Source organism: Blautia wexlerae, from assembly GCF_013300825.1.
Lineage (GTDB): Bacteria > Bacillota > Clostridia > Lachnospirales > Lachnospiraceae > Blautia_A > Blautia_A wexlerae_B.
On sequence record NZ_JAAIMY010000051.1, the window covers coordinates 1 to 12,006 of the forward strand.

12 protein-coding genes are annotated in these 12,006 nt (G+C 41.8%); 4 read left to right on the forward strand and 8 right to left on the reverse strand.

Annotated elements, in window-relative coordinates; translation table 11 throughout:
* The first annotated feature begins 145 nt into the window (after positions 1-145).
* Positions 146-1,528, forward strand: coding sequence for an MATE family efflux transporter (locus tag G4417_RS15595; RefSeq protein WP_173684168.1), 1,383 nt, complete (start codon positions 146-148; stop codon positions 1,526-1,528).
* A gap of 167 nt (positions 1,529-1,695) precedes the next feature.
* Here the strand turns inward: G4417_RS15595 and G4417_RS15600 are convergent, their stop codons facing one another.
* The 3 genes from G4417_RS15600 to G4417_RS15610 form a co-directional block, all read right to left on the reverse strand.
* Entirely contained in the window at positions 1,696-2,127 is a 432-nt protein-coding gene (locus G4417_RS15600; RefSeq protein ID WP_022381044.1) for a DUF6465 family protein, read from the reverse strand.
* 93 nt (positions 2,128-2,220) lie between these two features.
* Positions 2,221-4,539 (reverse strand): ABC transporter permease, encoded by a 2,319-nt coding sequence (locus G4417_RS15605; protein WP_173684167.1) that lies wholly within the window; start codon positions 4,537-4,539, stop codon positions 2,221-2,223.
* A gap of 11 nt (positions 4,540-4,550) precedes the next feature.
* Positions 4,551-5,249, reverse strand: a complete 699-nt coding sequence (locus tag G4417_RS15610; RefSeq protein ID WP_118574548.1) for an ABC transporter ATP-binding protein — start codon at positions 5,247-5,249, stop codon at positions 4,551-4,553.
* A gap of 338 nt (positions 5,250-5,587) precedes the next feature.
* Here G4417_RS15610 and G4417_RS15615 point away from each other — a divergent pair, with 338 nt between their 5' ends.
* Positions 5,588-6,817: an iron-containing alcohol dehydrogenase gene (locus G4417_RS15615; protein WP_173684166.1), complete on the forward strand. Its 1,230-nt coding sequence runs from the start codon at positions 5,588-5,590 to the stop codon at positions 6,815-6,817.
* Entirely contained in the window at positions 6,814-8,193 is a 1,380-nt protein-coding gene (locus G4417_RS15620; RefSeq protein ID WP_173684165.1) for an aldehyde dehydrogenase, read from the forward strand. The genes G4417_RS15615 and G4417_RS15620 overlap by 4 nt, the downstream gene beginning before the upstream one ends.
* A gap of 9 nt (positions 8,194-8,202) precedes the next feature.
* Here the strand turns inward: G4417_RS15620 and G4417_RS15625 are convergent, their stop codons facing one another.
* Positions 8,203-8,922: a GTP pyrophosphokinase gene (locus tag G4417_RS15625; RefSeq protein ID WP_025578246.1), complete on the reverse strand. Its 720-nt coding sequence runs from the start codon at positions 8,920-8,922 to the stop codon at positions 8,203-8,205.
* Positions 8,923-9,270: 348 nt separating this feature from the next.
* Between G4417_RS15625 and G4417_RS15630 the strand changes: the two genes are divergently transcribed.
* Positions 9,271-9,939 carry a restriction endonuclease gene (locus tag G4417_RS15630; protein ID WP_173684164.1) on the forward strand — a complete coding sequence of 223 codons (669 nt, stop codon included), beginning with the start codon at positions 9,271-9,273 and terminating at the stop codon, positions 9,937-9,939.
* Between the two features lie 5 nt (positions 9,940-9,944).
* Here G4417_RS15630 and G4417_RS15635 read toward each other — a convergent pair whose 3' ends face one another.
* The 4 genes from G4417_RS15635 to G4417_RS15650 all read right to left on the reverse strand — a co-directional run bounded on the left by G4417_RS15635 (position 9,945) and on the right by G4417_RS15650 (position 11,815).
* Positions 9,945-10,529, reverse strand: a complete 585-nt coding sequence (locus tag G4417_RS15635; protein ID WP_173684163.1) for a DNA-3-methyladenine glycosylase I — start codon at positions 10,527-10,529, stop codon at positions 9,945-9,947.
* A complete protein-coding gene (locus G4417_RS15640) occupies positions 10,510-10,659 on the reverse strand; it encodes a hypothetical protein (protein WP_173684162.1) in 150 nt (49 codons plus the stop codon). The genes G4417_RS15635 and G4417_RS15640 overlap by 20 nt, the downstream gene beginning before the upstream one ends.
* A 213-nt stretch (positions 10,660-10,872) precedes the next feature.
* The gene (locus tag G4417_RS15645) at positions 10,873-11,550 is read right to left on the reverse strand and encodes a DUF4317 family protein (protein WP_173684169.1); all 678 of its coding nucleotides are present in this window, start codon (positions 11,548-11,550) and stop codon (positions 10,873-10,875) included.
* Positions 11,543-11,815 (reverse strand): hypothetical protein, encoded by a 273-nt coding sequence (locus G4417_RS15650; RefSeq protein ID WP_243872180.1) that lies wholly within the window; start codon positions 11,813-11,815, stop codon positions 11,543-11,545. Before G4417_RS15650 ends, G4417_RS15645 begins: the two co-directional genes overlap by 8 nt.
* Between the last annotated feature and the right edge of the window lie 191 nt (positions 11,816-12,006).

The window sequence follows — 12,006 nt, forward strand, 5'->3', positions numbered from 1 at the left end:
GATACGTTAGTCCGGAATTTACGCCTATGGAGAGTACAGGAACTTGTGAGTAGATTGATATTTATATCATCAAAAGCATACTCGTTGAAGTAGGAATGGAACATAGAAGTTTATAACTTTTTATAAGTTTTCAGTAACGGTAAGTATGACAAACACATTATCAGCCGGCAAGGATGACTTCTACCGGCAGATGGTTAAGCTGACGATTCCGATCATTATCCAGAATCTGCTCAGCGCAGCGGTTAACTCCGCAGACGTAATTATGCTTAATTACGTGGGACAGTCTGCGATTTCCGCAGTGTCCCTGGCTGCCAATTACTCCAATATCCTGTTTATGGTATATTATGGACTTGGCACAGGCGCATCTCTTCTGTGCGCGCAATATTTCGGAAAAAATAATATGCAGGCTATCCATGCGATTGAGGGAATTGCCCTTCGCTTTTCTATTGTGATCTCCGGGATCGTGGCACTGATCGCATTTACTGCTCCTCAGCTTATGATGAAGATTTTTACTTCTGATCAGGAACTGATTTCCATTGGTTCTTCTTATCTGAGGGTTATGGGGATTACATACCTGTGCTGGGGAATTACAGAGGTTTATCTGGCAATTCTTCGCAGTGTCGGACGCGTAACTGTCAGTATGGCATTGAATATGCTGGCTTTTATCCTTAACATTATCCTGAATGCCACCTTTATTTTCGGACTGTTCGGAGCACCAAAGCTGGGGGCTGCAGGAGTTGCCATTGCAACTGCCACTTCCAGACTGGTCGAACTGGTGGCATGTGTGATCGTGTCTTTCCTCAGTAAGGATGTTAAACTGAATCTGACCTTTATGTTTATTCGCAGTAAGGTGCTATTTAATGATTTCATCCGGCTGTCACTTCCTGCTCTTGGAAATGACGTTTCCTGGAGTGTTGCTTTCTCCATGTATTCTGTGATCCTTGGGCATCTTGGCACAGATGCTGTTGCAGCCAACTCTCTGGTTACGGTTGTCCGCAATATCGGTTCTGTTTTCTGCTTTGCCATTGCCAGTGCAGGAACAATTCTTCTTGGAAATGTAATGGGAAAAGGGGATCTGGAGAAATCGAAGGTGTATGCTTCCAGAATGCTTAAGATGACCATTATAGCCGGTGCCATTGGCGGTGTGATCGTATTTGCCATCACGCCTCTGGTTATGAGATTTGCATCCTTAAATGACGGCGCCATGCATTATCTGAAATACATGCTGCTTATCAATACCTATTATATTATGGGTTCTGCGGTGAATACTGCTCTGATCGCCGGTGTGTTCCGCGCGGGTGGTGATACGAAGTTTGGACTGATCTGCGATACCATTGATATGTGGATATACGCGGTACCTCTGGGATTTTTCGCAGCCTTTGTTCTGAAGCTGCCTGTATTGTGGGTGTATTTCCTGCTATGTACAGATGAATTTGTGAAATGGCCATGGGTATTACATCATTACCGTCAGGGAAAATGGGCCCAGAATATTACAAGGGAAGACCTGTTCGAGCAGGAAGCTTCCTGAGATTCTGAGATACCATTTTATTATAGCAATTCCCTAAACAAACAATAATACGCAAAAACAGCAGGTCTGCTCATTCTCTGAACATTCCTGCTGTTTTTATGTCTGCAGATTTTCTTTTCCAGATTCCTGCAGACATCCATTTTCGTTTTATAAAAAATGATCACGGATTATAATGTATTCAGGTCGATTCTGTAATCGTCAGAGCCCTGTCCGTCTACTGTGTAGTAAGCGGCTTTCTGCTCAACATTTACATAAACGCTGATTTCTTTTCCTTCGATGCCTTTGTCTTTGATGTCTTTTTTGATTGCTTCCTCGATGGAGCTCATTGTAACTGCAAAACCAGGTAATTCGATAGTTGTTTCTGCGAATTTTTTGATGTCGATATTTTTAGCCACTTCTTTCACTGCTTTCTTTACAGTTTCTTTTGCTTCTTCTACAACCGGAGCCTTCGCAATATCGGCTGCAGCGTCTTTTGCTTCTTCAATTACTGCTGAAGCCTTTACAGTTGTTTTCTCAACTGTCTCTTTGACTGCTTCTGTAGCCTTTGTTGTTGCTTCTTTAATAGTTTCCTTTGCTCTTGAAGTTGTTCTTTTTCTCATAATAATCTCCTATTCCAACTGATTGGTCTAACAGTTTCCTGTGTAACCGTATCACAAATTCCAGATAATGTCAAATTTTTATCAAATTTTGTCCTACTCAACATTTTTTAAGGCTTCATCCATAGGAACCTTCTTCACTCTCCGAAATTCCAGCAGGGCCACGATTCCGTATGTAATGATTCCTGCTGCAAACATCTGCACATAGATCATCGGGTCGATCCAGAGCGTAATCCAGCCGGAAATGCTTGACAGCATCATCTCCCGGAACAGAACTTTCATGATTACTGTTTCCAACGGCAGACTCAAAAGCAGACAGAACACCACCACCAAAGACGTAGACATAATATATAGCCTGCTGATTTCACCATTTGTGTAACCCAGAATTTTTACCATTGAAATGGACTGGGCATTTTTTTCGATAATGATCTTGGAAAGAAGATAGATCAGTACCATATAGATCACAATAGCAAATCCATTTACCATTCCCATCATACTTCCCATAGACACATCCAGCTGCCTGGAAATCTTGGTCAGTGCATCCAGGTCCACCACTGATCCAATATATTTGTCTTTGATATCTGTAATCCTGGTATTTGAAAAATATCCGCTATAATAATCCTGTCCCAGATCAAAAGTTTCGTTCAGCTGAGTTCTGGTCATAAATACACACAGGCCTGCCGTATAATCATAAATTCCTGTTACCTTAAAAGAATACTGTTCCTTTTCATACTTTTCCTTCAGGGTAATGGTGTCTCCGGGATGAATCCCATATTTGTCCGCATAAGCACTGGAAATATAGATTCCTTTATCAAGGTCAGCCTTTACATATCTGCTGTCCGGCTCAATTCCATACAAAAGAACCTCCTCGCTCTTATACTTTCCGGGAAGAGTATTTAAGGAATATGCCGAAAACTCTTCTGCATCTTCATTCTTTGTTTCCGCAGACATATAGAATTCCAATATAGAAAACAAACTGTCAAATTTGTTTCCACTGGCTGCACTTACCGGAACCTGAAGCATATACTGGTATTTTGCCAGCATATTGTTCTGGATTTCTACCTGATAATGAGATAAAGCCGAAGGAAGGAGTAATCCAAACATCAGCAGCAGGTTGGCAAAGATAATCCCGATAAACAGTACCAGATAATTGCTCATATTCTGAAAGATCACACGAAGACGAAATCTGGAAAAGATTTTTATGACAGGGCTTAAATAAATCGCTTTTTTCCGTTTTCTGCCTGAAAGATCCCTGCGCAGGAATTTCAGCGGGGAAAGACGCAATTTGTGTCGGAGAACACCATAATTCACCACCAGCATAATGATCACCGGAATTACTGTTGTAAGCAGAAAAGCTTCTGCGCTCCATACGGTCACATAAGTAGGCAGACTATAGCTGCCATAATACATTCCTGCACATACATTCTTAAATACTGTATATCCCAAAATATTTCCCACCAGAGCTCCCACCAGTGTAACAAGGACAGGCAATGCCATATAGTGCCGGATCAGTTCTCTCCTGGTATAGCCGGAAGCTCTGAGTGTGCCGATCACCCCTGCTTCCCTGCGAATCGTATTACTGATGGTAATTCCGAATACAAAAGCCATAATGACAATTACAATGTATAACAATATGAGCATCATAGCCTTGTCACTTCCCATATCATCCCCGGTAAAGGTGATGGCCTGATTCAGATATCTGGGTACAAAAGCTTCCAAGGTAATGATTTCCCCTATATTTTCCATCAGTTCTTCTGAAACATCCTTTTCCTCTTTTTCTGTTTTGGGCTGTTTATCATAGATCCAGGAATAATTGTACTGGAGCTTATCCTGGTCCATGGCATCAAACTCCTCCGGTGTTACCACAGAAACTCCGAATTTCACAGAATCAAACATGGAATCATTATTATTCTGAAAAAGACAGCTGTAATCAGACAGAGCCACAAGGCCTGTAATCTTCCAGGTCTGCTTACCGCTCTGGCTCTTCAAGGTGTCTCCCACCTTCAGATCATTATTATCTGCATACATACGGTCAATGACAATTTCCCCTGTTGCTTTCGGAAGTTCTCCCTTCATCAGGCATACTCCATTGATTTCTATCCTGTTTTTGAAAAAGCGCATGGTACTTCCATTATCCAGAGGCTCTTCAATATAGAAATTTTCATACAGCTTTATTCCCAGATTCTGGATTTCTTCTTTCTGGCTTTTATATATCTGCTGATTGGTACGGAAATTTCCGTTTTCTATATTGTATTTTTCAAATCCATCATTATAAGCAACAATCATACTTCCGTCTGCCACCAGAAATCCGGAAACCATTCCTATGGTCAATACCATCAGAATAAAGACCACCAGATATTTTCCCAGTTCCCCCTTCAGTTCTCTGGGCAGGCGTTTGCGTAAAGGATTTTTCATCATATGCCTCCTTACCAGTCAAGCTCTGCCGCCGGGATTTTATGTTCATTCATGTAATTTTTACGAATCATCCCATCGCGAAGCTTCACCACCCGGTCAGCCATATCCTTGATGGCATCGTTGTGTGTTACCATGACGATGGTGTTGCCGTATTTCTGGTTTACCGTCTCGATCAGCTTCAGGATTTCCTTGGAGGTATTATAATCCAGGGCTCCTGTAGGCTCATCACAGAGAAGAATGTCCGGATTCTTCACAATTGCTCTGCCGATAGCAGTCCTCTGCTGCTGACCGCCGGAAAGCTGATTGGGAAGCTTTCTCTGGTGCTCATAGATTCCCAGCGTATGGAGCAATTCATCTACATCCAGAGGCTTATCACTGAGATAGGCTCCCACCTCTATATTTTCCCGCACTGTAAGATTGGGAATCAGATTATACATCTGAAAAATATATCCCAGATGCTTACGTCTGTACAAAGACAGCTTCTTCTCTGACATATCTGCCAGACGCTCCCCGTCTATGACCAGATTTCCTTCGTCTGCACTGTCAATCCCACCGATAATATTCAGAAGCGTGGACTTACCGGAACCGGACGGCCCCAAAAGCACACAGAACTCTCCTCTTTCAATGTCAAGATCCAGCCCCTTAAGCACATCTACCCGGCTGTCTCCCGCACCAAAAGACTTCTTAATTCCCTGTATCTGCAGAAACATTTTTTTCATTCCTCCCTCATATCCACTTACTATGGAGCAAATTTTTCTACTATAACACTACTGTTTTATAGTAGTGTTATATTTCACTAACTTTAGGTTAGTATAAGCTTACTCCATTGTCAACTGATTTTCGTAGTTTCGTAAAATTTTATGGATATGTTCGTATAAAGTTGCTTCTGCTATTTTTATATATATTAAAATAAGCTCTTTTACCAAAGATAAATTTTGAATATCAAAATATATTGACTTTTCTTTTTTACCTTGTTATATTTTTTCTGAAGTAACTGCTGTCCGGCAGTCTGCAAAACAGCAGGCTGCCGTCAAGAAAGGAATTATCCATGAACACTCTCAGAAAAATATATTGCAGGACTTTTCAGAAAGCTTTTCACATTGCAATTCCCTTTTTACCTTACAGAAAACCTAAAATCACAGGAAGCGTCAAAGAACTCCCTGAAATCATCATGCGCCACAAATGTACTCATGTACTGATCATTACAGATGGCGGTATCATGAAGCTTGGACTTACCAGAAGACTGGAAAAAGCTTTAAATGAAGCTGGCATCCCCTATACCATTTATGATAAAACAGTTGCCAACCCTACCACTGTCAATGTCCGCGAAGCCCTGGAGCTTTACCATAAAGAAGGCTGTGATGCCATCATCGGTTTTGGCGGCGGTTCCAGCATGGACTGTGCCAAGGCAGTCGGTGCCTGTGCGGTCAAACCCAATCAGTCTCTGGCCCAGATGAAGGGAATCCTGAAGGTGCATAAGAAACTTCCCCTTCTCATGGCAGTTCCAACCACTGCCGGAACAGGAAGTGAAACCACTCTCGCCGCTGTAATCACAGATGCAGACACCAGATATAAATACGCCATCAATGATTTTCCGCTGATTCCCCGCTATGCTGTGCTAGATCCCAAGGTTACCTTAAGCCTGCCCCCATTTATCACCGCAACTACAGGTATGGATGCCCTGACTCACGCAGTGGAGGCATATATCGGCAATTCCACCACCATTGATACACGCAGGGATGCATTAAAAGCAGTAAAACTGATTTTTGAAAATATAGATATTGCCTATGAGCATGGCGATAATATTCAGGCAAGACGAAATATGCTCCACGCTTCCTTCTATGCTGGCTGTGCTTTTACCAAATCCTATGTAGGATATGTTCATGCAGTCGCTCATTCCCTGGGCGGACAGTACAACGTTCCCCATGGACTTGCCAATGCCATTCTGCTGCCACTGGTGCTTAAGGAATATGGCTCCTGCATTGACAAAAAGCTACACAGACTTGCCATTGCAGCAGGACTTGCAGACAAAAATACGCCGGACCATGAAGCAGCAGAACTTTTTATCCGGGCAATTGAAGAGATGAAAGAGCGATTTGGAATCGTAAATATTGTAAAAGAAATCCAGGAAACAGATATCCCCAAGCTTGCCCATTATGCAGATAAAGAGGCCAATCCTCTGTATCCTGTGCCGAAGCTTATGGATGCCTCCGAACTGGAGAAATTTTATTACATGCTGATGTCTCTGACTTCTGAAAAAGGAGATTGTGTATTATGACAGAAACAGAAATTAAAGAAATCGTTCAGATACAGCGCAGCTATTTTTACACAGGTGCCACCCTACCGGTAGAAAAAAGGCTGGATGCCTTAAAAAAATTAAAGACCTGTATTCAGAAATATGAACCACTGATCAATGAAGCACTGAAACGTGACCTTGGAAAAAGCAACTTTGAATCCTATATGTGTGAAGTGGGACTTGTGCTCTCAGAACTCAGCTACATGATCCGCCATACACCTTCCTATGCAAAAGAAAAAACAGTACTGACTCCCCTTGCCCAGTTCGCTTCCAGAAGCTATAAGAAGCCATCTCCTTATGGTGTTGTCCTGGTTATGAGCCCATGGAATTATCCTTTCCTGCTCACCATTGATCCGCTGATCGATGCGATTGCAGCCGGAAATACAGTTGTACTGAAACCAAGTGCCTACTCTCCTCACACTAGCCGGGTGATTGAAACCATTATCACCGAATGTTTTGATCCCCAGTATGTGGCTGTGGTAAACGGCGGACGTGCGGAAAATAACACTCTTCTCAATGAACATTTTGACTATATTTTTTTTACAGGAAGCCAGCATGTTGGCAGGGAAGTAATGGCAAAAGCATCTGTACATCTGACCCCGGTTACCCTGGAGCTGGGCGGTAAAAGCCCCTGCATTGTAGAGAAAAGTGCCAACCTGAAACTTGCAGCCAGAAGAATCGTATTTGGAAAATATCTCAACTGTGGTCAGACCTGTGTAGCACCTGATTATATTTACTGCGACAGAGAAATCAAGGATGAACTGATCCGACAGATCCAGAAACAGATCAGGAAACAGTTTGGTTCCACACCTCTGAATAATAAGAATTATGGGAAAATTATTAATGAAAAGCACTTTACTCGTATCTGCAATCTGATCGATCCCAGCAAGGTAGTCTGCGGCGGTGACAACAATCCGGGAGCTCTTCAGATCGCTCCTACTGTTATGGATAATGTAACCTTCGGGGATGCAGTAATGCAGGAGGAAATCTTCGGTCCTGTGCTTCCTGTGCTGGCCTATGATTCCCTGGATGAGGCCATCGAAAAGGTCAACTCCATGGCACATCCTCTGGCACTATATATCTTCACCTCCGACAAAGAAGCTGCGGAAAAAGTTACTTCCCACTGTGGATTCGGAGGCGGATGTGTCAATGACACCATCATCCACCTGGCAACCAGTGAGATGGGATTTGGCGGCTTTGGTGAAAGCGGAATGGGTTCCTACCATGGCAAAGACGGTTTTCATACCTTCTCCCACTATAAGAGTATTGTAGACAAAAAAACATGGCTGGATCTGCCAATGAGATACCAGCCATATAGAAAAATTTATGAAAAATTATTGAGGAAGTTCCTGAAATAAGGAACTTTCTCAGGATTGATTCCCCTTATCAGCTCTGCTGACCAGTTGATTACGAATTTCCTGCATCCGGTTATCCAACTGAGCACTCTGGGTGGCACACGCCAGAAGCTCCTCCTGCAATTGCTGTGCCTGATCTGCCGGGATATCTTTTTTATAGCGAAGCTTATGTTCCAGACTTGCCCAGAAATCCATGGCGATAGTTCGAAACTGGACTTCCACATTTACCATTTTTTTGTTTTTCTGCAGAAAGATAGGCACCTGCACGATCAGATGCAGGCTTCTGTAACCACTGGGTTTTGGATTTTTTATATAATCTTTTTTCTCGATCAGTACAATATCATCCTGGCGCAGAAAGCTGTCTGCCAGCTCATAGATATCCTCCGGAAAAGAACAGATTACCCGGACACCTGCGATATCCTTGATATTTTCTTCTATAGCAGTTAAAGACATGGGAATATTTTTTCTGCGTATTTTCCGCACAATGCTGTCATAAGATTTAATTCTGGTTTTAATACCCTCGATAGGATTTTTATCATATTCCAGGGAATACTCCTGATTCAGCACTCTGAATTTTGTCTCAATCTCCATGACAGCACACTGATAGTAAGACATCAGCAGATCAAAGGGCCTTTTATTTTTCTGGATCATTTCCAGAAATTCTTCAGACAGCAGACTCCTGCGGATCAGCTCGTCCTTTCTGGCTTCTATACGGTTTTTTCGTTCCGACATAATTTCTTCAAAATTTTTCAAATGTTCCTCCCCCTCTTACGGTTTTGTATAATTACTATAGCAATCCTCGTAAATAGTGCATTTAATAGGCTCGCTATAAACTGTCCACTTTTTTCAGCAGCAATAAATCAAAGACTATTATAACACAATTCCCGCAAAGAGTAACCATTCTCGTTACTGTTTATTCCATTCTCGGTAACGTCTCAGTAACGCAACCAGTAAACCAGCCAGTAAACAATAACCCATTCTTCTTTTCTTCGCAAAACACTTGTTCTTTATCATCAAACATGGTATTCTTATTTTGCTGCAGACTGCTATACATTTTATATAATACAGGAGATTCAACACATGGATGGATATGAATTTGAATATCAATGTGCAAAGATACTAAAACGAAAGCATTTTTCTAAAATAAAAGTAACCCAAAGCTCCGGAGACCAGGGAATCGATATCATTGCTTTCAAACATCGAAAAAAATATGGGATACAATGTAAATATTACACCCATCCCGTTGGAAATAAAGCTGTTCAGGAAGCCTATGCAGGTGCAAACTTCTACGACTGCGATAAAGCTGTTGTAATGACAAATATAACCTTTACAAAGTCAGCAACCCAGCTTGCACAGAAACTGGATGTTGAACTATGGCCCAACTGCCCTGTTACACCTTTTTACAGTTTACCGTTTAAGATCATGAGTTCATTAAATGCAGTGCTTTTTCTTTACGCAGTGCTCGCATTTCTCTCCCTGAAACCTGAATTTGATTTTATTCATCTTCCCTTTGTTCCTGATACCCTGACGCTGGTCATCATTCTTACAGCTTCTATTTCCGGTATCTTCGGCTGGAGTTTTTTTCTGTGTAATCTCATCGCTGCAGGCACATACCTTTATCTTGCATTTCATACACTCATTCTGCCGATATATGCAGAAACAGGCAGCTGCACATATATACATCTGCTTTCTCTGATTCCCGCAGGTGTACATCTGCTTCATGCAGGATGGATAAAAATCAGGAAATAACAGTCTTATGAATAACTATTATAATGCTCAGCTTCCTGATTTGCCAAAAAGCAGCCCTGCTCATGAGAAGAGAGAACTCCTACTGCCTGTAAATAGGCATAGATAACCGTTGTTCCCACGAACTTCATGCCGCGTTTTTTCAAATCTTTTGATATACAGTCAGACAGTTCTGAACTTGTCCGGCCGGTTTCACAGACTACTTTGCCATCTGTCCAATGCCAGATATAGTCCGAAAAGCCGCCGTACTCCTTCTGAATTTCCAGGAATGCCCATGCATTGGTAACGGCAGCCTGTATTTTCAGGCGGTTTCGTATGATGCCGGGATTACTCCGCAGTGCTTCCAGCTTGTCCTCAGTGTAAGCGCTGACTTTCTCCGGATCAAAATTGTCAAAAGCCACGCGAAAGGCATCTCGCTTGTTCAGAACACATTCCCAGGACAGGCCCGCCTGAAAGCACTCCAATATCAGCATTTCAAAGAGCTTCCGGTCATCATGCACCGGAACGCCCCACTCCTCATCGTGATAACGGATGTAACGCTCATTTCTCGGATTTGCCCAGCAGCATCGTATCTTACCATCTGCCCACTTCATTCATATACCGCCTTTCCAAAGTTGATATATTTCTCCGAATAGCTTCGTTCTCTGCACAGGCTTTTAACATTACATCCTGAATTTTTTTCATCTGTACAATAGAAAGACTATACACTGTCATTTTTGCCATATAATCACCCTATTCTTCACGAAAACATTAAAAATACAGAAAACTTCTATCCGAAATATTCCTGCATTAACAAATCAACTAACACCTTATCGTTAATTTAGTCATCACGCAATTTAATTTAGTCATTCATACACAAAATGACTAAATTAAATTGCGTATGGTATAATTAAGATTTATCTATCGCATTCCTCATAAATGACCACCTTGTTCCGATTATTTCCCTATCATCCTGTTCAGGAATCCTTCGTCCGGATGCTCCGGTATTTCAAAGAATACATCTATTTTTCCAGGTTCTGCGGAACGGTCTTCAAAGGCAGGGAAAATAAAGCCGCATTTTGGAGTTCCGGCATTGTAATCTTTATCCACCGGAGCCACCACGCAGATCAGGAAACTGTATATTTCTTCTGATTCCCACTGTTCGCTGTGGTCTGAGCCTTTCTTGGGGATATCATATATTCCGTGATAAATATAAACTCCAAACTCCTGTCCCTGCAGACGGTTTATTTTATCCGAAGAATCTTTTGTATCGCAGATTCCCTCTGCAAGCTGTTCACAGAGAGTCTGAACCAGAAGATCATCTTTTAATCCGTATTGTGATAATGCCATCAGCAGTTTGTGGATGCTGTCATATGCCATATCCCCTTCAGGGAATTTATAACGTTTTAACTGTTCATTTGTTTTGGAAAAAGGAATGGTTTTCGCAAGATTCAGATTTACCTGCTGATCATGTTTGCTCATATTTTTGAAGCTTACATTGAAGGTATTATCTATGTATCCCTCATCATCTATATATGCTCCTGCTGCACGCACAAAGCAGTTTCTGGATAATGTCATTCTGCGGGTTAATTCCAGCATATCATTTCGGTTGATCTTTGTATCTTTTTTATTCATCAAAATGGTTCCATCCTCCAAAAATACCTTTATCGCTATGTCCTGTCTTATGTCCATTTTCATTATAATGATTCATATTTCCAAAACAATCAGGGCGGCTTTCACCTATTTTGTTTCCATTAGCATCATAATTTTCCATACTTCCAAGCCAGCCTGGACGACTTTCACCAGTCTTATTTCCATTGGCATCATAATTCTCCATGCTGCCAAGCCAGCCTGGACGGCTCTCTCCTATAAAGTTTCCGTCCGCGTCATAATGCTTCATAGTTCCAAATAATCCTGGGCGACTATAACCTTTGTTACTCATATATATGTACCGTTACTGAAAACTTATAAAAAGTTATAAACTTCTATGTTCCATTCCTACTTCAACGAGTATGCTTTTGATGATATAAATATCAATCTACTCACAAGTTCTTGTACTCTCCATAGGCGTAAATTCCGGACTAACGTATC

Bases quoted from the DNA above. Each gene is read 5' to 3' on its own strand.
- G4417_RS15595 (WP_173684168.1), top strand. From the start codon at position 146: ATGACAAACACATTATCAGCCGGCAAGGATGACTTCTACCGGCAGATG.
- G4417_RS15600 (WP_022381044.1), bottom strand. From the start codon at position 2,127: ATGAGAAAAAGAACAACTTCAAGAGCAAAGGAAACTATTAAAGAAGCA.
- G4417_RS15605 (WP_173684167.1), bottom strand. From the start codon at position 4,539: ATGAAAAATCCTTTACGCAAACGCCTGCCCAGAGAACTGAAGGGGGAA.
- G4417_RS15610 (WP_118574548.1), bottom strand. From the start codon at position 5,249: ATGTTTCTGCAGATACAGGGAATTAAGAAGTCTTTTGGTGCGGGAGAC.
- G4417_RS15615 (WP_173684166.1), top strand. From the start codon at position 5,588: ATGAACACTCTCAGAAAAATATATTGCAGGACTTTTCAGAAAGCTTTT.
- G4417_RS15620 (WP_173684165.1), top strand. From the start codon at position 6,814: ATGACAGAAACAGAAATTAAAGAAATCGTTCAGATACAGCGCAGCTAT.
- G4417_RS15625 (WP_025578246.1), bottom strand. From the start codon at position 8,922: ATGTCGGAACGAAAAAACCGTATAGAAGCCAGAAAGGACGAGCTGATC.
- G4417_RS15630 (WP_173684164.1), top strand. From the start codon at position 9,271: ATGGATGGATATGAATTTGAATATCAATGTGCAAAGATACTAAAACGA.
- G4417_RS15635 (WP_173684163.1), bottom strand. From the start codon at position 10,529: ATGAAGTGGGCAGATGGTAAGATACGATGCTGCTGGGCAAATCCGAGA.
- G4417_RS15640 (WP_173684162.1), bottom strand. From the start codon at position 10,659: ATGGCAAAAATGACAGTGTATAGTCTTTCTATTGTACAGATGAAAAAA.
- G4417_RS15645 (WP_173684169.1), bottom strand. From the start codon at position 11,550: ATGAATAAAAAAGATACAAAGATCAACCGAAATGATATGCTGGAATTA.
- G4417_RS15650 (WP_243872180.1), bottom strand. From the start codon at position 11,815: ATGAAGCATTATGACGCGGACGGAAACTTTATAGGAGAGAGCCGTCCA.